At 61.9% G+C, this 23436-nt stretch carries 21 protein-coding genes; 10 read left to right on the forward strand and 11 right to left on the reverse strand.

What is annotated here, in order from left to right; genetic code table 11:
- Window positions 1-131: 131 nt before the first annotated feature.
- Entirely contained in the window at window positions 132-1058 is a 927-nt protein-coding gene (tal, locus tag LGQ10_RS09005; RefSeq protein WP_058434841.1) for a transaldolase, read from the forward strand.
- A gap of 81 nt (window positions 1059-1139) precedes the next feature.
- On the opposite strand, the gene rssC is transcribed toward tal, so the two are convergent.
- Both rssC and rssB read right to left on the reverse strand, forming a co-directional pair.
- Complete coding sequence (rssC, locus tag LGQ10_RS09010; RefSeq protein WP_058434842.1) at window positions 1140-1622, reverse strand: anti-sigma factor antagonist RssC; 483 nt, start codon at window positions 1620-1622, stop codon at window positions 1140-1142.
- Window positions 1622-2803, reverse strand: a complete 1182-nt coding sequence (gene rssB / locus LGQ10_RS09015; RefSeq protein WP_058434850.1) for a two-component system response regulator RssB — start codon at window positions 2801-2803, stop codon at window positions 1622-1624. The genes rssC and rssB overlap by 1 nt, the downstream gene beginning before the upstream one ends.
- A 272-nt stretch (window positions 2804-3075) precedes the next feature.
- On the opposite strand from rssB, the gene LGQ10_RS09020 reads away from it, so the two are divergent.
- Window positions 3076-3375, forward strand: coding sequence for a PilZ domain-containing protein (locus tag LGQ10_RS09020; RefSeq protein WP_058434843.1), 300 nt, complete (start codon window positions 3076-3078; stop codon window positions 3373-3375).
- Between the two features lie 67 nt (window positions 3376-3442).
- Here LGQ10_RS09020 and LGQ10_RS09025 read toward each other — a convergent pair whose 3' ends face one another.
- Window positions 3443-4129 carry a VacJ family lipoprotein gene (locus tag LGQ10_RS09025; RefSeq protein WP_058434844.1) on the reverse strand — a complete coding sequence of 229 codons (687 nt, stop codon included), beginning with the start codon at window positions 4127-4129 and terminating at the stop codon, window positions 3443-3445.
- A 191-nt stretch (window positions 4130-4320) separates the two neighbouring features.
- On the opposite strand from LGQ10_RS09025, the gene LGQ10_RS09030 reads away from it, so the two are divergent.
- Window positions 4321-4941: an HAD family phosphatase gene (locus LGQ10_RS09030; RefSeq protein WP_226525340.1), complete on the forward strand. Its 621-nt coding sequence runs from the start codon at window positions 4321-4323 to the stop codon at window positions 4939-4941.
- A gap of 124 nt (window positions 4942-5065) precedes the next feature.
- Window positions 5066-5329, forward strand: a complete 264-nt coding sequence (locus LGQ10_RS09035; RefSeq protein ID WP_058434846.1) for a DUF4404 family protein — start codon at window positions 5066-5068, stop codon at window positions 5327-5329.
- A gap of 58 nt (window positions 5330-5387) precedes the next feature.
- Here LGQ10_RS09035 and queF read toward each other — a convergent pair whose 3' ends face one another.
- Together queF and LGQ10_RS09045 are read right to left on the reverse strand one after the other, a co-directional pair.
- A complete protein-coding gene (gene queF, locus LGQ10_RS09040) occupies window positions 5388-6218 on the reverse strand; it encodes an NADPH-dependent 7-cyano-7-deazaguanine reductase QueF (protein WP_226525341.1) in 831 nt (276 codons plus the stop codon).
- Window positions 6219-6286: 68 nt separating this feature from the next.
- Window positions 6287-6799 carry a plastocyanin/azurin family copper-binding protein gene (locus tag LGQ10_RS09045; RefSeq protein ID WP_413247613.1) on the reverse strand — a complete coding sequence of 171 codons (513 nt, stop codon included), beginning with the start codon at window positions 6797-6799 and terminating at the stop codon, window positions 6287-6289.
- Window positions 6800-7010: 211 nt separating this feature from the next.
- Between LGQ10_RS09045 and LGQ10_RS09050 the strand changes: the two genes are divergently transcribed.
- Together LGQ10_RS09050 and LGQ10_RS09055 are read left to right on the forward strand one after the other, a co-directional pair.
- A complete protein-coding gene (locus LGQ10_RS09050) occupies window positions 7011-7691 on the forward strand; it encodes a heavy metal response regulator transcription factor (RefSeq protein ID WP_226525342.1) in 681 nt (226 codons plus the stop codon).
- Window positions 7691-9052, forward strand: a complete 1362-nt coding sequence (locus tag LGQ10_RS09055; RefSeq protein WP_226525343.1) for a heavy metal sensor histidine kinase — start codon at window positions 7691-7693, stop codon at window positions 9050-9052. Before LGQ10_RS09050 ends, LGQ10_RS09055 begins: the two co-directional genes overlap by 1 nt.
- Window positions 9053-9088: 36 nt before the next feature.
- Here LGQ10_RS09055 and LGQ10_RS09060 read toward each other — a convergent pair whose 3' ends face one another.
- The 3 genes from LGQ10_RS09060 to LGQ10_RS09070 form a co-directional block, all read right to left on the reverse strand.
- Window positions 9089-10333: a lipoprotein-releasing ABC transporter permease subunit gene (locus LGQ10_RS09060; RefSeq protein ID WP_058436628.1), complete on the reverse strand. Its 1245-nt coding sequence runs from the start codon at window positions 10331-10333 to the stop codon at window positions 9089-9091.
- Between the two features lie 71 nt (window positions 10334-10404).
- Window positions 10405-11088: a lipoprotein-releasing ABC transporter ATP-binding protein LolD gene (gene lolD, locus LGQ10_RS09065; RefSeq protein WP_226525344.1), complete on the reverse strand. Its 684-nt coding sequence runs from the start codon at window positions 11086-11088 to the stop codon at window positions 10405-10407.
- Between the two features lie 7 nt (window positions 11089-11095).
- Complete coding sequence (locus LGQ10_RS09070; protein ID WP_226525345.1) at window positions 11096-12346, reverse strand: lipoprotein-releasing ABC transporter permease subunit; 1251 nt, start codon at window positions 12344-12346, stop codon at window positions 11096-11098.
- A gap of 94 nt (window positions 12347-12440) precedes the next feature.
- On the opposite strand from LGQ10_RS09070, the gene LGQ10_RS09075 reads away from it, so the two are divergent.
- On the forward strand, window positions 12441-13028 hold the full coding sequence (locus LGQ10_RS09075; RefSeq protein WP_058433534.1) for a PilZ domain-containing protein: 588 nt from the start codon (window positions 12441-12443) through the stop codon (window positions 13026-13028).
- 49 nt (window positions 13029-13077) lie between these two features.
- A complete protein-coding gene (locus tag LGQ10_RS09080) occupies window positions 13078-13800 on the forward strand; it encodes a glycerophosphodiester phosphodiesterase (RefSeq protein WP_226525346.1) in 723 nt (240 codons plus the stop codon).
- 42 nt (window positions 13801-13842) lie between these two features.
- Here LGQ10_RS09080 and sthA read toward each other — a convergent pair whose 3' ends face one another.
- The gene (gene sthA, locus LGQ10_RS09085) at window positions 13843-15237 is read right to left on the reverse strand and encodes a Si-specific NAD(P)(+) transhydrogenase (protein WP_058433536.1); all 1395 of its coding nucleotides are present in this window, start codon (window positions 15235-15237) and stop codon (window positions 13843-13845) included.
- 201 nt (window positions 15238-15438) lie between these two features.
- Window positions 15439-16419, reverse strand: coding sequence for an FAD:protein FMN transferase (locus LGQ10_RS09090; RefSeq protein WP_226526121.1), 981 nt, complete (start codon window positions 16417-16419; stop codon window positions 15439-15441).
- Between the two features lie 319 nt (window positions 16420-16738).
- Between LGQ10_RS09090 and LGQ10_RS09095 the strand changes: the two genes are divergently transcribed.
- Window positions 16739-18040, forward strand: a complete 1302-nt coding sequence (locus LGQ10_RS09095; RefSeq protein ID WP_226525347.1) for an MFS transporter — start codon at window positions 16739-16741, stop codon at window positions 18038-18040.
- Window positions 18041-18168: 128 nt separating this feature from the next.
- On the opposite strand, the gene LGQ10_RS09100 is transcribed toward LGQ10_RS09095, so the two are convergent.
- The gene (locus LGQ10_RS09100) at window positions 18169-19632 is read right to left on the reverse strand and encodes a glyceraldehyde-3-phosphate dehydrogenase (RefSeq protein ID WP_058433539.1); all 1464 of its coding nucleotides are present in this window, start codon (window positions 19630-19632) and stop codon (window positions 18169-18171) included.
- 353 nt (window positions 19633-19985) lie between these two features.
- Here LGQ10_RS09100 and mfd point away from each other — a divergent pair, with 353 nt between their 5' ends.
- The gene (mfd, locus tag LGQ10_RS09105) at window positions 19986-23435 is read left to right on the forward strand and encodes a transcription-repair coupling factor (protein ID WP_226525348.1); all 3450 of its coding nucleotides are present in this window, start codon (window positions 19986-19988) and stop codon (window positions 23433-23435) included.
- The last annotated feature ends 1 nt before the right edge of the window (window position 23436 follow it).

The following is a 23436-nucleotide window of genomic DNA, read 5'->3' on the forward strand; positions in this document are numbered from 1 at the left end:
TGGACCGCGCCCCGACACTCAAACACCTGTATTCAGGTCATGGTTTTCGGGGCCATTGCAAGCATTCCGCGCCCTTGAGCGCCTGCCAGCGCTCGGGTAATGTCATCAGACCCATAGGACAGAGCACGCTCATGACTTCCAAGCTGGAACAACTGAAGAAAATCACCACTGTGGTGGCCGATACCGGCGACTTTGAGGCAATCGCCCGAGTCAAGCCGGTGGATGCAACCACCAACCCTTCGCTGCTGCTCAAGGCCGCAGCCATTCCCGGTTATGCCGACCTGCTCGGCGCCAGCGTCAGCGACTGCAAGGGCGACGTTGGCCTGGCCAGCGATCGCTTTGGCGTGGCAGTGGGCCAGGAGATCCTCAAGGTCATTCCGGGCCGTATCTCCACCGAGGTCGATGCCCGCCTGTCTTTCGACACCGATGCGATGCTCCAGCGAGCTCATCGCCTGATCGACCTGTACGATAAGGCCGGCGTAGGCCGTGACCGGGTACTGATCAAGATCGCCTCTACCTGGGAAGGTATTCGCGCCGCCGAGAAGCTGGAACGTGAAGGCATCCAGACCAACCTGACCCTGCTGTTCTCCTTCGCCCAGGCCGTTGCCTGCGCCGAGGCCGGGGTGTTCCTGATCTCGCCATTCGTGGGACGGATCTACGACTGGTACAAGAAGGCCACCGGCAACGACTACACCAGCTCCGATGATCCGGGCGTGCAGTCGGTGACCCGTATCTACAACTACTACAAGGCCAATGACTACAAGACCGTGGTCATGGGCGCCAGCTTCCGCAACCTCAACCAGATCGAGCAACTGGCAGGCTGCGATCGCCTGACCATCAGCCCGGACCTGATCGAGAAACTGGCGGCCGACACCGGAAAACTGGAGCGCAAGCTGAGCCCGAGCAAGACCGGCGAAGCCCGTCAGAGCCTCAACGAAGTGCAGTTCCGCTGGGCGTCCAACGAGGACGCCATGGCCACCGAAAAACTCGCCGAAGGTATTCGCCAGTTTGCTCGTGACCAGGAAAAACTCGAGGCGCTGCTGGCCGCCAAACTCTGAATCAACGGCAGCCACACATGCAAAAAGGGCGAACCCTCGCGGGTTCGCCCTTTTTCATTACGCTGTCCCGCCCTGAATAAGTCAGTGACGCTCCAGGGCATTCACCAGGTCATGAAAGGCCTCTCGGTTGGAATCATTAAGCCCCATGAGGATCTTGTGAGCCTCGAGGACCTTGACCCTCACCACCTCTTCCGACTGGTCCTGGGAAGGCAGATCGGTCAGGCATTCCGGGCAGGGAATCGGGCGATCGACGATGTTGAACACCTGATCGAACCCCATGGACTGCAAGAGCCGGGTGATGTCATCGTGGGTGGTGACGACAGTAGGCAATAGCCCGACCTTCTGCCGCGACAGTATCGACAACTTGGCCAACAGGCCGAGGGTAGTGCTGTCGATGCTGCGGGTCTCCGTCAGGTCGATCACGATCGCCGAGAAGTTCAGCGCGGTGAAAATCCGCTCAATAGTTGCATCCAGCGCCGAACACAAGGTCAGGCGCACTTCACCGACGAACTTCAGGACAAAAGTGCCATCCTGCTCGGCGAACTGGATTCTACCGGTACTCATCAAAGGTTCCTGCTCAACACTAACAGGGCGATATCATCCGGCATCTCCCCTAGCGTGGCCAATCCAAAAACTTGCCGCAGGCCATCCAGGCTGCCGCCCGCAGACCTTACCCGTTCAGGCAGGGCTGCTTCTTTCTCTTTGAGTGTAGGCTCGGACAAAAGATCCAGGATGCCATCGGACATCAGCGTCAGGCTGAATACCGGCGGCAGTTCCAGGACGTGGTCGTCATAGGCCGCCTCGTCGAACAGGCCCACCGGCAAACCGCGCCCTTCCAGGTAACGCACGCTGTCTGGTGTATACAACACCGGCAGCGGCAAATGCCCGCCAATGCTATAGGTCAGCAAACCAGTCTCCTCGTCGATGACTCCACCGACCATCGTGACGTGTTTGCCCAGCTTACAACTGATCAGGCCACGGTTGATATGACCCAGTACCTGCGACGGCTTGAACTCCGGCAAGGTCCCATTGCGCTTGGACTCGAACAGCAGGCGCGTGGTCATGAACTTCAGCAGCACGGTGACGAATGCCGAGGACGCACCATGCCCGGAAACATCCGCCAGATAGAAGGCGACCCGGCGCTCATCAACGCGGAAGTAGTCGACAAAATCCCCCGACAAGTACAGTGACGGGATTATCTGGTGAGCGAAATTGAAGTCATTGATCGACCAGGGGCTCACCGGCAGCATGTTCATCTGCACCTGCCGACCGGCATTCTGGTCTTCCTGGAGCAGGTTGAGGCTGGCTTCCAGCTCGCGGTTGGCCGCTTCGAGCTTTTCCCGGTACCGCTGGTTCTCCAGGAGCAGGCGGGCACGATCCAGGGCCCGACGCACCGAGTGCTCGAGTACCGCAAGATCTTCCAGGGGCTTGATCAGGTAGTCCGCTGCGCCAAGGCGCAGGGCCTCCACCGCATCGTTCATCACACCCGCACCGGACACCACGATCACTGGAGTCTGCGGCGACAGATCCGTCACCTGGCGGATGAGTTCGAGACCGCCCATCTGCGGCATGCGCAGATCGCAGATCACCAGGTCTGGTTTGTTGCGCTCGAATACCTGAAGACCCTGCTGGCCATTGGCAGCCTGCAGTACGCTGAAGCCACTGTCTTCCAAATAGGCCGCAAGACTCGCGCGTACTACTTCGTCGTCATCGATTATCAGCAGCGTGGCACTGGTTTTTTGCATGTGGGCAAACGGCGCCAGAATTAGGTTGGCGTAGGTGGCTTGGCTCTGGGGCCGACGCACGCTACTGGATTCGCTTTCTAGCCACTCCGACGAGGCCAGGGCCTCGGCCCTGCACGCCCAATCATCAGAGGTGCCCTTCTAAGGCGCAGACGGTACTCCCATCCGCGGGGCGTTTCAAGCTCATGCCGATGGTCGCTTGACGTCTTTACACCGCAAATCACAGAGAGTTATAAAAACCGTCAAAACCGCAACTCAATTGCAGGATGGACCCCATGAATCAGAACCAGCGTGACTATAGTGAAAAGCGCGATTACATCCGGATGCGGGTGGATGCCGAGATCACGCTGCTTCATCAGGGACAGGTGATCGAAGCGGTCTGCATCGACCTTTCCAGCGGCGGCATGCAGGTTCAGGCTCCTCGTTCATTCCAGATCGGCGATCAATTGAGTGTGCGCATCGATTCGGAACATACGGCGCTCCGCGGCCTGGAAGCCGATACCGAGGTAGTGTGGATCAAACCCCTGGACGGTGGCGGACAGAAACTTGGGCTTACAATCCTTAAAATGAATTAACCCCTCCCCAATAAAAAAGGCGACCTGATAGGTCGCCTTTGTCGCTTTCTGCAAGATGCACACACGACTAGAAGTCGTCTTCGACCTTGCCATCCTTGACCTTGAATTCACGATTCTGCAGATAGGCATTGCGAATGAAGGTGTATTTGTCTCCGCGAATCAGCTTGTCTGCCGCCAGCAGGCTGGCCCGCGTATCGACCACGTTCACCCCCATGGCGATGTTGCGTGCCGGGACGTCGTTGATATAGCGATAAGGCGCGGTGTAGCTGTCGACGAACTTGGCCGGTGCATCACGCAAGGTGCTCGGCCCCAGCAGCGGCAGCATCACGTAGGGACCGCTATCCACACCCCAATAGCCCAGGGTCTGGCCGAAATCTTCGTCATTACGCTGCAGGCCCATCTTGGTGCCGACATCGAAAAAGCCCGCCAGGCCCAGGGTAGTGTTCATCAGCAGACGGGCCGTGTCGACACCGGCGGCATGGGGCTTGGCCTGGAGAACGTCGTTGACCAGGTTGCCGACATCACCAACGTTGCGGAACATGTTGTGGATGCCGTCTTCCAGGAACTGTGGCGTCACGGCCTGGTAGCCTTGGGCCAACGGCTTCAGGGCATAAGTGTCCACTGTATCGTTGAACGTGAAGATAGGACGGTTGACGCTTTCCCACGGATCCTCCTCTGCCGCCTGGGCGGCCAGGGGAGCCAGCGTCACACTGGCACTCATACATAGTGGAACTAGATAACGGCTCCAGCGCATCGCAGGAAACTCCTTGGCTTGTTCTCTCATGGGTCATGCCCCGAGGTTAGGCCCGGAGTATAAAGCGGATGAGTCGATTTAGGCAGCATCGGCGCAAGCAGCATCAGCCAATCGGCTTGCACATTCACCTGACTGTAACCTTGATGTCATGTTCTCTCGCTAGTTTCGAAAGGTATTTCAAGGACGCTGCCATGCCCCACGCCGACGCCTCAGTCCAATCCCCCCGCCCCCTGACCGCGGTGCTTTTCGGGCTCAGCGGTTGCCTGGTGGATTTCGGCGCGCGCATGCACCTGCAAACGACGCGGCAACCCACCCCGGAACAGGCCCAGACCACACCCGGCGCCCTGGCTACCCTGCATCACCTGCAGCAGCAAGGCATCCCTTGTGCCTGGCTGGAACAGCTGCCCCCCGCCAGCAGCCACCAGCTGACCGCTGCCCTGCCGGAATGGATCCAGCCCGCGCCCAACACCACCACCCCATGGCCCGCCCCCGACGCTTGCTGGGAAGCGCTGATGGCCCTCAAGGTCAAGGGACTGGATGGTTGCGTACTGGTGAGCGGCGAGCCGCATCTGCTGCAATCGGGGCTCAATGCCGGCCTCTGGACCATCGGCCTCGCATCCTGCGGCTCCCTGTGCGGCATGACGCCCGGAGAATGGCAAGCATTGAGCCAGCAGGAACGCGAGCTCAAGCGGGGCAAGGCGACGATGCAGCTGTTCGGCCTGGGAGTGCACTCGGTGATCGATCATCTGGGAGATTTGACCACTTGCCTGGCGGACATTGCGCTGCGCCGGCTCAAGGGCGAAAAACCCTGACATAAGCCTGTTGATCAAGATCATGCACGGCGCTGGCGAGTGGATTAATCTAGATCTCGTCGGCATGGACCTTTGCGCCAAGCTCGCGGTCCATCCCAGTGCCTATCAATGAAGGGAGAACACCATGCCTGCCCGCGAACTGCAAGAACAACTCGATACCTTGCGCGAGCAATTGGAACAGAACCCACCGCTGTCGCCGGCCGAACGCGAAAACCTGCTTGAACTGATGCAGCAGATCGAACTGCAGCTCAAGCTGGAAAACAGCACCCACGACACCAACCTCGCCGACGGTGTCAACCTGGCCGTAGAGCGCTTCGAACTCGAGCACCCGGCCATTGCCGGAACCCTGCGCAATATCGTCCAGACCCTGGGCAACATCGGTATCTGATCGACCTTCGATGCACCCGCCCAAATGCAAAGCCCCGCCATGACAGCGGGGCTTTTGTTTATTGGCGTGCCAACCGGTGGTTGGGGAAGTCTGCCGTTTCGGTGCTGCGGTAAGGGTTGATGTCCAACCCACCGCGCCGCACGTAGCGTGCATAAACAGTGAGCTTCTGCGGTTTGAGCAGGCGCTGCAGGTCGAGGAATATCCGCTCCACGCACTGCTCATGGAAGTCCGAGTGCTGGCGGAAGCTCACCAGGTAAGCCAGCAGGCTGGCATGATCCAGGGCCGCACCACGGTACTGCACAACCACGCTGCCCCAGTCCGGCTGGCTGGTGACTGGGCAATTGGACTTGAGCAGATGGCTATGCAAGCTCTCCTCCACCACCTTTGAACCATCGCAACGCAGCAGTTCCGGACGCGGATGCTCATAGCTGTCGACGCTGATATCCAGATCGTCGATGCAGACACCAGGCAACGCCACCAGGCCTTGCGCCTCGACCTGCGCAAGGCTGCAGATCCGTACGCCCACCGGTTTGCCTGCGGCAGCCGAGAGGTCATGGCGCAGGGTCGCCTCCAGCGTTGCCCAATCGGCAAAGGGGGTCTGGTTCAGCGAGTTGAGGTAAAGCTTGAACGACTTGGACTCGATGATGTTCGGCGAGTCGGCAGGAATGCTGAACTCACCGATGGCCACTACCGGCTTGCCCGAGGGCAGCAGCCAGGACAGCTCGAAGCAGTTCCAGAAATCCACGCCCTTGTACGGCAGGGTATCGGCACTCAAGCCCAGCTCGGCCCATTTCGCCGCCCGAGGAATCGGGAACAGCAGCGAGGGCGTGTAGGTGGAGATGTATTCACTGGACTTGCCCAGCGGCGAATGTTCGGCTGCGGGATGCATGGCGGAAACCTGATTGAAGAATCAGCGGATTCTAACAGTCTTTGCTTCCGCCTTTGAGCCCCTGGTGCCTACGGGCTGACCGTCAGCTTGCCGACCATCCCGGCCTGATAGTGCCCGGGAATATTGCAGGCAAATTCCAGGCTGCCGCTCTTGCTGAAGGTCCAGGTCAGCTCGGCCTGCTTGCCCGGCTCCACCAGCACGCTGTTGGGATCATCATGCTGCATGCCCTGAGCCATCCCCGGCATGGACCCGTGCCCCATCGAGCCATGATCCATGGAACCGTGTTCCATGGCCTTCACACCGGTGGGGGTCAACATCCCGCTCTGCTGCATCTGCAGCATTTCCTGCTGGTGTCGGGCATGCATGGCCGCGTCACCCAGATTGAATTCATGCAGCAACTGGCCCTTGTTGACCAGCACGAAACGTACGGTCTCGCCGGCCTTGACCTCCAACGCCTTGGGGTTGAACGACATGTCTCCCAGCACCACCTCGACACTGCGAGTCGCTTTGGCCGCCGGTGCCGGCTGACCGAAATCATAGGACGCCGCCGGCGACGCCCAGAGCGGCGCGCTCAACAACATCAGGCAGCCGCCAAACAGGGAACGGCTTCGCAACAACAGGTTTTGCATACTCATCATCAAACCTCGACAAGAACAGAATAGAGCCTGTGCCACACTCTAGGACCGGACCGCTGCCAGCCAGCTGACAGCCGGATTACAAACTTGTCAGTTTTACCTGCACAGCCCCCCTGCAATGTATAAAGCCCCGGTTCCATATACCAAGAGCCCCACCATGAAGCTACTGATCGTCGAAGACCAACCCAAGACCGGCCACTACCTGCGCCAGGGCCTGAGCGAGGCCGGCTTCAATACCGAGCTGGTGGCGGACGGCAATACCGGCCAGCACCTGGCCCTGACCGGCGACTATGCGCTGTTGATCCTCGACGTGATGCTTCCCGGTCGCAGCGGCTGGCAGATCCTGCAGGCCGTGCGCGCTGCCGGCCTGGAGATACCGGTGCTGTTCCTCACCGCTCGCGATGCCGTGGAAGACCGCGTGCACGGCCTGGAGCTGGGAGCCGACGACTACCTGGTCAAGCCCTTCGCCTTCTCCGAACTGCTGGCCCGGGTCCGCAGCCTGTTGCGCCGGGGTGGCAGCGTCGCCCAGGACACCAGCCTGCAACTGGCAGACCTGCGCCTGGACCTGATTCGCCGCCGAGTGGAGCGTGGCAACCAACGCATCGACCTGACGGCCAAGGAGTTCGCCCTGCTGGAGATGCTCCTGCGACGCCAGGGCGAAGTCTTGCCCAAGTCGTTGATTGCCTCCCAGGTCTGGGACATGAACTTCGACAGCGACACCAACGTCATTGAAGTGGCGATCCGCCGCCTGCGCCTGAAGATCGATGATGACTACCCCAACAAGCTGATCCATACGGTGCGCGGCATGGGTTACGTGCTCGAGGAGCGCTTGTCCTGATGCGCCGCCTGTCCTTGAGCGGGCGCCTGGCGCTGTTGTTCGCCGCCTGTACCGCCGTGGTGTCGCTGCTCGCAGGGGTGCTGTTCAGCCGTGCCAGCGAGGCGCATTTCATCGAGCTGGACCAGCAACTGCTGGAAGGCAAGCTGATCGCCCTGCGCAGCGCCTTGCAGGACGTCCGCTCGGCCACCGACTTTCCCCGGCACCAGCCCAGGCTGCAGGATGAACTGAGCCACCAGCCGGACCTCGCCCTGCGGATCGGCAGCGCCAGTGGCGAGATCTGGTTCGACACCCTGCCGCCCCTGCCCGCTCCACTACCCACCAACGCCGGCGTGCACAGCCTGGACCTGTCCGGGAATGCCTACAGGGTCTACAACACGGCACTGGTTCCCGGCCAGGCAGGCTCACCACAGCTGACCCTGGTACTGGATATCACCCACCACCAGCATTTCCTGCAACGCATGCAGCACCTGATCTGGCTCACTGTAGGACTGTCGGCCCTGGCCACGGCCCTGCTCGGTGCCTGGGCGGCTCGCAGCGGCCTGCGCCCATTGCGGCGCATGAGCACTGTAGCGGCCGGCGTCTCCGCCAGTTCGCTGACCCAGCGCCTGCCGGCAGAGCAGATGCCGGCCGAACTGGCGGAACTGGCCAGCAGCTTCAACGCCATGCTCGAACGCCTCGACGAGTCCTTCCAGCGTCTGTCGGCGTTTTCCGCCGACATTGCCCATGAACTGCGCACGCCCCTGTCAAATCTCCTGACCCATACCCAGGTCACCCTGACGCGCCCCAGGCCTATCGAAGACTATCGCGAGGCCTTGCACAGCAACCTCGAGGAGCTGCAATGGATGGCGCAACTGGTCAATGACATGTTGTATCTGGCCAAGGCCGACCACGGCCTGCTGGCCCCGCGACGGGAAATGCTCGACCTCGCCCAGGAGACCGACATGTTGCTGGAGTTCTACGGCCCCCTGGCCGAAGACGTGCAGGTCAGCCTGAGCCGCGAGGGCAACGCTCACCTGGCCGGTGACCGCAGCATGCTCCGTCGAGCCCTGTCCAACCTGCTGGACAATGCCCTGCGCTTCACACCCGCCACCGGTTCGATCAAGGTGCAGATCAGTGACCAGCTCCAGGATTTGCAGCTGAGCATCGAGAACAGCGGCGAAGGCATCGCCAAGGAGGTGCTGCCACGCCTGTTCGATCGCTTCTACCGGGCTGACCCGGCGCGCCGTGAAGGCAGCAGTGAACACGCAGGACTGGGGCTGGCCATCACGCAGTCGATCGTTCGCGCCCATGGCGGGCAGATCCGCTGCGAGTCGGGCCCAGGCTGGACCCGTTTCGTGATCGAGTTGCCGAAGAAGGGCTGAACCTCCTGCGCCGCCCTTGCCGCGCAGGAGTGCCGGTCAGGAGTAGCGCAGCGCCTGTGCCGGCTCGACCTTGGAGGCGCGCCAGGCCGGATACACGGTGGCGAGGAAGCTGAGGATGAAACCCGCGCTGCAGATCAGCACCACGTCGCCACCCTGTAACTCCGATGGCAGGTTGCTGACGAAGTACACGTCCGAGCTGAAGATCTGCTGGCCACTGATGCGTTCCAGCCAGCCCACCAGTTCACTCACGTTCAGCGCTGCCAGCACGCCCAGCACACCGCCGATCAGGGTACCGACGATCCCGATCACCGTGCCCTGGACCATGAAGATCGCCATGATCTGCCGTGGCGTGGCGCCAATGGTGCGCAGGATCGCGATATCCGCGCCCTTGTCGTTCACCACCATGATCAGGGTGGCAATGATGTTGAACGCCGCAACCGCAACGATCATCAGCAGGAGCAGACCGATCATGGTCTTTTCCATCTTCATCGCGCTGAACAGGCTGCCCTGGGTGTGAGTCCAGTCATCGGCCCTGAAGCCTGCTCCCAAGCCCTTGGCAATGTCCGCCGCCACCTGTGGCGCGGCGTACAGATCCTTCATCGCCAGGCGCACGCTCTGCACCTGGTTGGGCTGCCAATGTTGCATCTCGGCAGCATCGGCCACGTGGATCAGGCCCATGGAGCCATCCAGCTCAGCCCCCACCTTGAACACCCCCACCACATTCAGGCGCTGCATGCGCGGTGTAATGCCGCCAGGTGCCGTGCTGACTTCCGGTACGATCAGCGTCAGCTTGTCACCGACATTCAGGCGAAAGCGCCGGGCCGTGATCTCGCCGATCACCACACCGAACTCACCTGGCTTGAGGTCTTGCAGGCTGCCCTGGACGATGTGCTGGGCGACGATCGAGACCTTGCCCTCTTGGGCAGGGTCGATACCGCTGATCTGGATCGGCTGCATCGCGCCCTTGTAGGACAGCATGCCCTCCATCTCGGTGAACGGCACCGCCGCGGTGACTTGCGGGTTCTTCAGCGCCGCAGCGGCCACCGGCTGCCAATCGTCGATGGGCTTGACCCCGACGATCGTGGCATGCGGCACCATGCCGAGAATCCGCGAGCTCATTTCCCGCTGGAAGCCGTTCATTACCGAAAGCACCACGATCATTGCCAGCACGCCCAGGGCAAGGCCGATCATCGAGGTCATGGAAATGAACGAGACAAAACGATTGCGCCGCTTGGCGCGGGTGTAGCGCGTGCCGATAAAGATCGATAAGGGTCGGAACATGGGCAAGGCACCCTGGAAAGATTAATGACCCGGCGTCGATGGCCAAGCCACCGACGCCGCGTGCGGTCGCATCAGATCGCGACCAGGTGACCTTCTTGCAGGTGCAATACGCGATCCATCTGCCGGGCCAGGTTCATGTCATGAGTCACCACCAGGAAGGCCGTGCGCATCGAGGTGCTGAGCTCCAGCATCAAGTCCTGGATACCCTGGGCGGTGTGCGAGTCGAGGTTGCCGGTCGGTTCGTCGAGCATCACCAGCCCCGGCTTGTTCACCAGGGCCCGGGCAATGGCCACCCGCTGGCGCTCGCCACCGGACAACTCGGCCGGCTTGTGTTCCAGGCGATGGCCAAGGCCGACCCGCTCCAGCAGGGCCGTGGCCCGTTGGCGGGCTTCCGGGATCGGCGTACGACCGATCAGCAACGGCATGCAGACGTTTTCCAGCGCGGTGAATTCCGCCAGCAGGTGGTGGAACTGGTAGACGAATCCCAGGGCGCGGTTGCGCAACTGGCCACGGGCCTTCTCGCCCAGCGCCGAGAGTTCCTCGCCGGCCAGCCAGACACTGCCCCTGGAAGGGGTGTCCAAGCCGCCCAGAAGGTTGAGCAAGGTACTTTTGCCCGAGCCGGAAGTGCCAACGATGGCTACCCGCTCTCCCGGGTGCAGTTCCAGTTGCAGGCCGGACAGGACCACCACCGACTCCGGGCCTTCCTCGTAGGACTTGCCCAGGTCACGGCAGCTCAGGATTGCTTTTTCACTCATGCCCAACTCACTCATAACGTAGCGCCTCCGCTGGCTGGGTGCGCGCCGCACGCCAGGCAGGATACAGGGTGGCGAGGAAACTCAGAACCAACGCCGCGCCGCAGACCATCAACACGTCCTCGGCCATCAGCTGGGACGGCAGGTAGTCGATGAAGTACACGTCGGCATTGAGGAACTTGTGCCCGATCAGCTTTTCGAGGCCGGCGATCGCAGCGCTCACGTTGAGTGCCGCGAGCATGCCCAGCACGGCGCCGATCAAGGTGCCGACCACGCCGATCACCGTGCCCTGGACCATGAAGACCGCCATGATGGTCGCAGGGGTGGCGCCCAGGGTACGCAGGATGGCGATGTCGCCCTTCTTGTCGTTCACCACCATTACCAGGGTGGAGATGATATTGAAGGCGGCGACCGCGACGATCAGCAACAGCAGCAGGCCGATCATGGCTTTTTCCATGCGGATGGCCTGGTACAGGTTGCCGTGGGTACGAGTCCAGTCACGGGCATAGAAGTGGTTCTCGCCCAGCTGCTGGGCGATTTGCCAGGCCGTGCGCGGCGCCTGGAACAGGTCGTCGAACTTCAGCCGCAGGCCCTGGACCTGATCCGGCTTCCAGCGGTGCAGGCGCCCCAGGTCCTGGAGGTTGGTCAGGCCCAGGTAACCATCGATCTCACCCGCACCGACGTGGAAGATCCCTACCACGGTGAAGCGTTTCATGCGCGGGAACATGCCTGCCGGGGTCACCGAGACCTCCGGGGCGACGAAGGTGAGCTTGTCGCCCAGGCCGACACCAAGCTTGTTGGCGGCCTTGTCACCGATGACGATGCCGAAGCTGCCAGGCGCCAAGGCATCCAACTGCCCCTGCTGCATGAATTGGTCGATGATCGAAACCTGGCGCTCCTGGGCCGGATCAATGGCGTTGAGCAACACCTTCTGCACCTGGCCGCTGTTGGTCAGCAGGCCCTGCATCTGGGTGAAGGGGGCCACCGCCAGCACCTGGGGATTGCCCTTGACCTTGGCGGCCAGGGCCTGCCAGTCACTGATGGGCTCGCCGGACTCGATGGTAGCGTGGGGCACCATGCCCAGCACACGGGTGCGCATCTCATGATCGAACCCGTTCATCACCGACAGCACCACGATCATCACGATCACGCCAAGGGCAAGACCGATCATCGAAGTCAGGGAAATGAATGACACGAAATGGTTGCGACGCTTTGCACGGGTGTAACGCGTGCCGATAAAAGCAAACAGAGGTCTGAACATGTCGGGGCTTGTTCGGAGGAAAAGAAGACGTCCTTGTGGCGAGGCCTGGTAAGCAGCTTTACACTCAGACCACTGCCTCTACCATGGGTTCGCCATGTCGACATTAGATGAAGAAGATCGCCGCGAATACTACCGTATCGAGGACACGATCGCACTGGAAATTAGCCCCTTGTCCGCCCACGATGCAGCGAGCAAGGAAGTGTTGCAGGATGAGTCCGCGCTGTTCAATCTGCTCAGCGAACTGCACCTGAGCGAATTCGAATCCCAGCACCTGTTGCGTCAGGTCAGCGAGCGCGACCGCACCCTGGCCAGCTACCTCAAGGCCATGAACAAACGCATCGACCTGCTCGGCCAGGTGGTCGCCCAGACCGTGCTCGGCAAGTTCGGCGAGCCCCAGCAGGTGATCCTCTCCGAAGGCGGCATCGAGTTCGGACACCATCAGTGCTACCCCACCGGCAGCCAGCTGGCGGTGAAGCTGCTGCTGATGCCCCAGGCCCTGGGGCTCCTGTTGCGGGCCAGGGTTACCCACTGCGAACCCCAAAGCTTCGGCACCTTCGAGATCGGCACCGAGTTCGAAGCATTGACCGAGGCCCAGCGCCAGCTGCTGGCGCGCTATATCCTGCAGAAACAGGCCCAGCAACGCCGCCTGGCCCGGGAACAGGACGATCCTGCTGCAGGCTGAAGATACGCCAGACCCTTTCCAAAGGAACGACATCCGTGAAGGAGCAATTGTGACCCTGATCTATGGCCATCGCGGCGCCAAGGGCGAAGCGCCGGAAAATACCCTGACCAGCTTTCAGGAGTGCCTCAAGCACGGCGTGCGCCGCTGCGAGCTCGACCTGCACCTGTCCATGGACGGGGAGCTGATGGTGATCCACGATCCGACCCTCAAGCGCACCACCGATCGGCGGGGCAAGGTGGTGGAGCACGCCGCTGCCGAGCTGGTGACCTATGACGCGCGCAAGGGCGGTCCGGGCTGGGTCACCACCTGCCCCATTCCGCGCCTGGAGGAATTGTTCGAGAAGTGCGACTTCGAGCACTGGCAGCTGGAGGTCAAGAGCGCCTCGCGCACTCGCGCCGCCACCACCGTACTGGCGATTCGGGAAATGGCCCAGCGCTTCGGCCTGCTGGACAAGGTCACCGTGACCTCAAGCTCTAGGGAAGTGCTGAAGGCCGCCGTGGAACTGACCCCGGACCTGTCCCGCGGACTGGTAGCCGAATACGCCTGGCTCGACCCGTTGAAGGTCGCCCAGAGCTATGGCTGCGAGATTCTGGCGTTGAACTGGACCCTGTGCACCCCGGAGCGTCTGCAACGGGCGCAGCGTCAGGGTTTGCATGTGTCGGTATGGACAGTCAACGAGCCAGCGCTGATGCGCAGGCTCGCCGACTTCGGCGTAGATAGCCTGATTACAGACTTTCCCGGTTTGGCCAGCGCCACTCTCGAGAATTACTGAAATCGGTCTCCCCGGCCGGCTCAGGCCACCGGCCGGAGCCGCTCAAAAAAGCCGGTTGAGGCCGTCGTATGCCGCCACCCGATAGGCTTCGGCCATGGTCGGGTAGTTGAAGGTGGTGTTGACGAAGTACTTCAGGGTGTTGAGCTCGCCCGGCTGGTTCATGATCGCCTGGCCGATATGCACGATCTCCGAAGCCTGGTAACCGAAGCAGTGCACGCCGAGGACTTCCAGGGTTTCCCGGTGGAACAGGATCTTCAGCATGCCTTGCGGCTCGCCGGCAATTTGCGCACGGGCCATGCCCTTGAAGAACGCCTTGCCCACTTCGTAGGGCACCTTGGCCTGGGTCAGTTCCTGCTCGTTCTTGCCGATGGAGCTGATCTCGGGAATGGTGTAGATCCCGGTCGGCACGTCGTTGACGAAGCGCCAGCTGCCGTTGTCGACAATGCTGCCGGCAGCCGAGCGGCCCTGGTCGTGGGCGGCACTGGCCAGGCTCGGCCAGCCGATCACGTCACCGGCGCCATAGATGTTCGGCACGCAGGTCCGATAGTTCTCGTCCACCTCGATCTGGCCACGGCTGTTGACCTTGACCCCGATGTTCTCCATGCCCAGCTTGTCCGTGTTGCCGGTACGGCCGTTGCACCAGAGCAAGGCATCGGCCTTGATCTTCTTGCCGGACTTGAGGTGCAGGATCACCCCGTTGTCGACGCCTTCGACGCGGTCATATTCCTCGTTGTGGCGCACGGTGATGTTGTTGTTGCTGAAGTGGTAGCTCAGGGCCTGGGAAATCTCGGAATCCAGGAAGCTGAGCAACTGGCCACGGTTGTCCACCAGTTCCACCAGCACCCCGAGACCACTGAAGATCGACGCGTACTCGCAACCGATCACCCCGGCGCCATAAACGATGAGTTTGCGCGGGGTGTGGCCGAGGCTGAGGATGGTGTCGCTATCGTAGATACGCGGGTGGCTGAAGTCGATGTCCGCCGGGCGATACGGGCGCGAGCCGGTGGCGATGATGATGTGCTTGGCCACCAGTTTTTCCACGACGCCATTGGCGCAGACCACTTCGACCGTCTGTTCGTCGGCAAAGCTGCCAGTCCCGAAGAACACGTCGACCCGGTTGCGAGCGTAGTAACCGGTGCGAGAGGCCACCTGCTTGGAAATCACCTTCTCCGCGCTCTTGAGCACGTCCGGAAAGGAGAACCAGCGCGGTTCGCCAATGGCCCGGAACATCGGGTTGGTATTGAACTGCATGATCTGCCGGACCGAGTGACGCAGGGCCTTGGATGGGATAGTCCCCAAGTGGGTGCAGTTACCGCCGACCTGGCGACGACTGTCGACCATTGCCACTTTGCGTCCTGCCTTCGCGGCGTTCATTGCCGCACCTTCTCCAGCGGGGCCTGAGCCCAGCACCACTACGTCGTAGTTGTAGACAGCCATGCATACTCCTCAGAACAGGCCGAGATGCGCTTCTGGCATCTGCGGCTAAATCATGCCGCGGCCGGCGGCATGAAGGATCAATTTGGCTCGGTTACGAACCCGGGCACAGTCTATAGAAGCGTCAACGCCGCGCACATTAACCCTTGGTCGCGTCGTAGGCTACTTTTGCCTGCACTACCACGTCCACTCCCCCATGCAAGCTCAGTCTGGCTGCCCGTGGAACAGGTGATCGAACGCCGGATTGCTGCGCGTGACAAAACCTGTATCGGCACGCATCACAAAAAATACGGCGACATCATGCTTTTTCGCATAGTCCCAACCCGCGTCGGGACCGAGGATCAGCAAAAGCGTCGATAGACCATCGGCCATCAACGCCGATGGATGAACCACCGTCACCGAAGCGAGCGTATGGCCAATGGGCCGCCCGAGCCGGGCATCGAAAGTGTGGGAGTAACGCTGGCCATCCTGCTCGAAATAATGACGGTAGTCGCCGGAGGTGGACACACCGTAACCGTCCACGGCAATGACCCGCTCGGCCACTTGCCGGTCATCCCGGGGTTCTTCAAGGGCGATACGCCAGGGCGCACCATCAGGCTTGCGCCCTGCCGCCTTGAGTTCGCCGGTGGCTTCGGCGAGGTAGCTGCCAATGCCCAGCTCTGCGAGGCGGTCCGCAATGCGATCCACCGCGTAGCCCGCGGCAATGCTATTGAAATCCACCTGTAGCGCGACGTCCTTGCACAGCTGACCACCTTCGATCCGCAAGAACCCATGCCCCACCCGCTGGCGTACCTCGGCCAGGGCGGCCACGTCCGGCACCCGCTCCTGGCGACCCTGGGGGCCGAATCCCCAGAGATCGAGCAACGGTTCTACCGTCAGATCGAAGGCACCGTCGCTGTCACGGGACAACTGCTCGCCCACCCGCACCAGGTGCAACACTGGCTCGGGCATGGGCTGGCAACTGTGGGCAGGCAACCCATTGAACCTCTCGATATCAGAGTCACTGCGGTAGGTGGACATCTGCCGGTCCACTTCGGCCAGGATTGCCTCGACCTCAGCCTTGACCGTGGATGCCGCCGGACCACCTGCTGGCCTGACGTACTGCACCGACCAGGTGCTGCCCATGGTCGGACCGGCGATACGTTCCACCCGCTCCCCCGCGCCACATCCGGCCAATAGCGCCATCACCCCCCATAACACCTGCAACCACCTACTACCCGTCAAGGTCAACTCTCCAGATCCGCTGTCCCGAAGGGCCAGCCCCTCAAGCAAAGCGCCATTATGCGATAGACGGAACGGCATCTGCCCAGCGCCCATTTCTTAAGGGCCACGGTAAAGCACGGACTAGAGCCCCGAACCAGCTCCAAGAGTTTTTGTTGCCTGATGCCTTTCGCACACATATTGTTACAAAACTGTTCAGCGTGCAGCTTCGCGCCCCGCCTTTGCAGTGAGGACGAGTAACGACCAGGGATTGCTAACAAGACAGCCAAAGTGAGTGAAAAACATGTCCACGACCACGGGCAAAGGCAAGGCGATCTTTCGCGTTGTCAGCGGCAACTTTCTCGAGATGTTCGACTTCATGGTCTATGGCTTCTACGCCACGGCAATCGCCAAGACCTTCTTCCCTGCCGACAGTGCGTTCGCGTCGTTGATGCTGTCCCTGGCCACCTTCGGCGCCGGCTTCCTGATGCGCCCCCTGGGTGCAATCTTCCTCGGTGCCTACATCGACCGCCATGGCCGTCGCCAAGGCTTGATCATCACCCTGGCGCTGATGGCCGCCGGCACGGTATTGATCGCCTGCGTGCCGGGTTACGCCACCCTCGGCGTAGCCGCGCCCCTGCTGGTCCTGCTCGGGCGCTTGCTGCAGGGCTTCTCCGCCGGCGTGGAGCTGGGTGGCGTCTCGGTCTATCTGGCCGAGATCTCGACCCCAGGGCGCAAAGGCTTCTTCGTCAGCTGGCAGTCGGCGAGCCAACAGGCCGCCGTCGTGTTCGCCGGATTGCTGGGAGTGGGCCTGAACCACTGGCTGAGTCCCGAGCAAATGGGCGACTGGGGCTGGCGCGTGCCCTTCCTGGTGGGCTGCATGATCGTGCCAGCCATCTTCATGATCCGTCGCTCCCTGGAAGAAACCCCGGAATTCAAGGCACGCAAGCATCGCCCTACCCTGCAGGAAATCGTGCGTTCGATTGGCCAGAACTTCGGCATCGTCATCGCGGGCATGGCCCTGGTGGTGATGACGACCGTGTCCTTCTACCTGATCACCGCCTACACCCCGACGTTCGGCAAGGCCGAACTGCACCTCTCCGATTTCGAGGCACTGCTGGTGACCGTCTGCATCGGTGTGTCGAACTTTTTCTGGCTCCCAGTCATGGGGTCGCTGTCGGACAGGATCGGCCGCAAACCGCTGTTGCTGGGCGCAACCGTCCTGGCGATTCTCACGGCCTATCCGGCGCTGTCCTGGCTGGTGGCCAATCCCAGCTTCAGCCATCTGCTGATCGTCGAACTTTGGCTGTCCTTTCTCTATGGCTCCTACAACGGCGCCATGGTGGTGGCCCTGACCGAAATCATGCCCGCCGAAGTCCGCACCACCGGCTTCTCCCTGGCCTACAGCCTGGCCACCGCCACCTTTGGTGGTTTCACCCCGGCGGCCTGCACCTACCTGATCCATGTGCTGGGCAACAAGGCTGCACCAGGCATCTGGCTCAGCGGTGCCGCGGTGCTGGGCCTGATCGCCACCCTGGTGCTGTTCCGCGGCAATCGCCACGCCCTGAGGACTGCGCAGATGGCCGTGACTGGCGGCGCTCAGTAAACCCTTCGCGGGCAAGCCTCGCTCCTACAAATTGGATTTTCCGTAGGAGCGAGGCTTGCCCGCGATAAGGCAATCGCCACAAACAAAAACGCCCCGACAAGTCGGGGCGTTTTCACATCAGCAGACGCTTAGCGTGGGAACGCTGGCGGGTTGACCCCGGCCATGTCTTCCATCACGCGCACTACCTGGCAGCTGTAACCGAATTCGTTGTCGTACCAGACGTACAGGACAACGCGGCTGTCATTGCAGATAGTGGCCTCGGCATCGACGACACCGGCGTGGCGCGAACCGACGAAGTCGGTGGACACCACTTCCTGGGAATTGACGAAGTCGATCTGCTTGTGCAGATCCGAGTGCATGGCCGTCTGGCGCAGGTACTCGTTGATCTCGTCGCGGGTGGTGGCCTTTTCCAGGTTCAGGTTGAGGATGGCCATCGAGACGTTTGGCGTAGGTACGCGAATCGCGTTACCAGTCAGCTTGCCCTTGAGCACAGGCAGAGCCTTGGCGGCAGCAGTAGCCGCGCCAGTCTCGGTGATCACCATGTTCAATGGCGCGGCACGACCACGGCGGCTGCCCTTGTGGAAGTTGTCGATCAGGTTCTGGTCGTTGGTGAACGAGTGAACGGTCTCGACGTGGCCATTGATGATGCCGTACTGGTCGTTCACGGCCTTGAGCACCGGCACGATGGCGTTGGTGGTGCAGGAGGCGGCGGAAACGATCTTGTCGTCAGCGGTGATTTCACCGTGGTTGATGCCGTGCACGATGTTCTTCAGCGCGCCCTTGCCAGGTGCGGTCAGAACCACACGGCTGGCACCTGGGCACGCCAGATGCTGACTCAGGCCCTCGGCATCGCGCCATACACCGGTGTTGTCGACGATCAGGGCATCCTGGATGCCGTACTGGGTGTAGTCGACTTCGCTCGGGCTCTTGGCGTAGATCACCTGAATCAGGTTGCCGTTGGCGGTGATGGTGTTGTTTTCTTCGTCGATGGTGATGGTGCCGTTGAACGAGCCATGCACCGAGTCGCGACGCAGCAGGCTGGCGCGCTTGGTCAGGTCGTTGTCGGCGCCCTTGCGCACTACGATGGCGCGCAGGCGCAGGCCGTCGCCGCCACCGGTCTTCTCGATCAGGATACGTGCCAGCAGGCGACCGATACGACCGAAGCCGTACAGCACTACGTCAGTGCCCTTGCGCGCCGAGGCGTTTTGCTGACCCACGACATCGGCCATCTCGTCACGAACGAACTGTTCGGCGGTGCGGCCATTGCCCTGGGTCTTGAATTTGACAGCCAACTTGCCCAGATCGACCGAAGCAGCGCCGAGCTTGAGCTCGCTCATGGCTTTCAGAAGCGGGAATGTTTCGTGGACGGACAATTCGCTTTCGTCGGACTGACGATGGCGAGCAAAGCGGTGAGCTTTGAGAATCGCGATGACAGACTGGTTGATCAGGCTGCGGCCATAGATCGAGCTCACCACATTGTTATTGCGGTAGAGCTGACCGATAAGCGGAATCATCGCTTCTGCGAGTGCTTCACGGTCGATCCATTCACCAAGACACTGGTCGGGTTTCTGAGTCACGGGAACCTTCCACATGTAGGGGCAGAAAAAAGGGGCTACATTATGCCGCCGAGTCCCTCCTGTAGCAATGCGCGCCTGTCGTTCGGAACGTAACAAAAGTCCTTGCAAAAAATCTTTCGATCAGCCGCAACCCAGTAAATCCGCGGCTTCCAGCGATGTCATTTTTTGCGACCGCCAGCCCAACTGTCCGTAACCCTCCGAAACACGGACGGAAATTGGCACTACATTTCGCCACCAAACGCGCATTCTTTTGTCATAGCCACTACATTTCCCGCAACCGGCCCGATCGATACATCAGCCACTGACAGTGGCAGCCCCGGACCGTTACAATTACCGACTTTGTCGCAACGCTTGGAGCTTGACCGTCCGTGCCTGTCCTGCGTCTACCGCTACTCCCCGCCGCCACCGGGAAACAGCACTGGGGCAATCTGCCCGGTGCCGCCCTGAGCCTGGCCATCGCCGAAGCCGCCAGCGCCGCCAAGCGCTTCACCCTCCTGCTGACCGCCGACAGCCAAAGCGCTGACCGGCTGGAACAGGAGCTGAGCTTCTTTGCCCCGGATCTGCCGGTCCTGCACTTCCCCGACTGGGAAACCCTGCCCTACGACCTGTTCTCGCCCCACCAGGACATCATTTCCCAACGCATTGCCAGCCTGTACCGCTTGCCGGAGCTGCAACACGGCGTACTGGTGGTCCCGATCACCACGGCCCTGCACCGCCTGGCACCCACCCAGTTCCTGCTGGGCAGCAGCCTGGTGCTGGACGTCGGCCAGAAGCTCGACGTGGAACAGATGCGCAGCCGCCTGGAAGCCAGCGGCTACCGTTATGTGGACACGGTGTACGAGCACGGCGAATTCACCGTGCGCGGCGCGCTGATCGACCTGTTTCCCATGGGCAGCAAGCTGCCCTATCGCATCGACCTGTTCGATGACGAGATCGAGACCCTGCGCACCTTCGATCCGGAGAACCAGCGCTCGATCGACAAGGTCGACTCGGTGCGCCTGCTGCCGGCCAAGGAGTTCCCACTACAGAAAGACGCCGTGACACGCTTCAAGGCGCGCTTTCGCGAACGCTTCGATGTGGACTTCCGCCGCAGCCCGATCTTCCAGGACCTGAGCAGCGGGATCACCCCGGCAGGCATCGAATACTACCTGCCGCTGTTCTTCGAAGAGACTTCGACCCTGTTCGACTACCTGCCCCAGGACACCCAGGTGTTTTCCCTGCCGGGTATCGAGCAGGCGGCGGAGAACTTCTGGAACGACGTGCGCAACCGCTATGAAGAACGTCGCATCGATCCCGCGCGCCCCCTGTTGCCACCGGCCGAGTTGTTCCTGCCAGTGGAAGACTGTTTTGCCCGGCTGAAGAACTGGCCCCGCGTGGTGGCCAGCCAGCAGGACCTGGAGACCGGCGCCGGACGCGAGCGCTTCCCGGCGCGGGAACTGCCCAACCTGGCCATCGAGGCCAAGGCCAATCAACCGCTGGCGGCCCTGGCCAACTTCCTCGACGAGTTCCCCGGGCGCGTGCTGTTCACTGCCGAGTCCGCGGGCCGCCGAGAAGTCCTGCTGGAACTGCTGGAGCGCCTCAAGCTGCGCCCCAGGACCGTCGACAGCTGGCCGGACTTCGTCGCCGGCAAGGAGCGCCTGGCGATCACCATCGCCCCGCTGGACGAAGGCCTGGTCCTGGACGAGCCCGCACTGGCGCTGGTCGCCGAAAGCCCGCTGTTCGGCCAGCGCGTGATGCAGCGTCGGCGCCGGGAGAAACGCGCCGACGCCAACAACGACGCCATGATCAAGAACCTCACCGAACTGCGTGAGGGTGCGCCGGTGGTGCACATCGACCATGGTGTCGGCCGCTACCTGGGCCTGGCGACCCTGGAAATCGACAATCAGGCCGCCGAGTTCCTCACCCTGGAGTACGCCGAGGGCGCCAAGCTCTACGTACCCGTGGCCAACCTGCACCTGATCGCCCGCTACACCGGCAGCGACGACGCCCTCGCGCCCCTGCACCGCCTCGGCTCGGAAGCCTGGCAGAAGGCCAAGCGCAAGGCCGCCGAACAGGTCCGCGATGTGGCCGCCGAGCTGCTGGACATCTACGCCCGCAGGGCCGCCCGTGAAGGCCATGCCTTTGCCGACCCCAAGGCCGACTACGCCACTTTCAGCGCCGGCTTCCCGTTCGAGGAAACCCCGGACCAGCAGAGCACCATCGAAGCGGTGCGCGAGGACATGCTCTCGGGCAAGCCCATGGATCGGCTGGTGTGCGGCGACGTCGGCTTCGGCAAGACCGAAGTGGCCATGCGCGCCGCGTTCATCGCCGTGCATGGCGGCAAGCAAGTGGCGATCCTGGTGCCCACTACGCTGCTCGCCCAGCAGCACTACAACAGTTTTCGCGACCGCTTCGCCGACTGGCCAGTGACCGTGGAAGTCATGAGCCGCTTCAAGTCGGCCAAGGAAGTCAGTGCCGCGGTGGCGGACCTGGCCGAAGGCAAGATCGATATCGTCATCGGTACCCACAAGCTGTTGCAGGACGATGTGAAGATCAAGAACCTGGGGCTGGTGATCATCGACGAGGAACACCGCTTCGGCGTGCGCCAGAAGGAACAGCTCAAGGCGCTGCGCAGCGAAGTCGACATCCTCACCCTGACCGCCACACCGATCCCGCGAACCCTGAACATGGCTGTCTCGGGCATGCGCGACCTGTCGATCATCGCCACCCCGCCGGCCCGACGCCTGTCGGTACGCACCTTCGTCATGGAGCAGAACAAGAGCACGGTGAAAGAGGCCCTGCTGCGCGAGCTGCTGCGCGGCGGCCAGGTGTACTACCTGCACAACGATGTGAAGACCATCGAGAAATGCGCCGCCGAACTGGCCGAACTGGTGCCCGAGGCACGCATTGGCATCGGCCACGGGCAGATGCGCGAACGCGAACTCGAGCAGGTGATGAGCGACTTCTACCACAAGCGCTTCAACGTGCTGATCGCCTCGACCATCATCGAGACCGGAATCGACGTGCCCAGCGCCAACACCATCATCATCGAGCGGGCCGACAAGTTCGGCCTGGCCCAGCTCCACCAGTTGCGCGGCCGGGTCGGACGCAGCCACCACCAGGCCTACGCCTACCTGCTGACGCCACCACGCCAGCAGATCACCCCGGACGCGGAAAAGCGCCTGGAAGCCATTGCCAATACCCAGGACCTGGGGGCCGGTTTCGTGCTGGCCACCAACGACCTGGAAATCCGCGGTGCCGGCGAACTGCTGGGCGACGGCCAGAGCGGCCAGATCCAGGCCGTGGGCTTCACCCTGTACATGGAAATGCTGGAACGCGCAGTCAAGGCTATCCGCAAGGGCGAACAGCCAAACCTCGACCAGCCCCTGGGCGGCGGCCCGGAAATCAACCTGCGTCTGCCGGCCCTGATTCCCGAGGACTACCTGCCGGACGTTCACGCCCGTCTGATCCTCTACAAACGCATTGCCTCGGCCGCCGACGAAGATGGCCTGAAGGACATGCAGGTGGAGATGATCGACCGCTTCGGCCTGCTGCCCGAGCCGACCAAGAACCTGATCCGCCTGACCCTGCTCAAGCTCCAGGCCGAGCAGTTGGGGATCAAGAAGATCGATGGCGGCCCCCAGGGCGGACGCATCGAGTTCGCTGCGGATACTCCTGTGGACCCACTGGCCTTGATCAAGCTGATCCAGGGCCAGCCCAAACGCTACAAGTTCGAAGGCGCAACACTGTTCAAGTTCATGGTGCCGATGGAACGCCCGGAAGAGCGCTTTAATACATTGGAGGCCCTGCTTGAGAGCCTCACCCCGAAAACTGCTTGAA

It is taken from the genome of Pseudomonas sp. L5B5 (assembly GCF_020520285.1).
Classification (GTDB): Bacteria; Pseudomonadota; Gammaproteobacteria; order Pseudomonadales; family Pseudomonadaceae; genus Aquipseudomonas.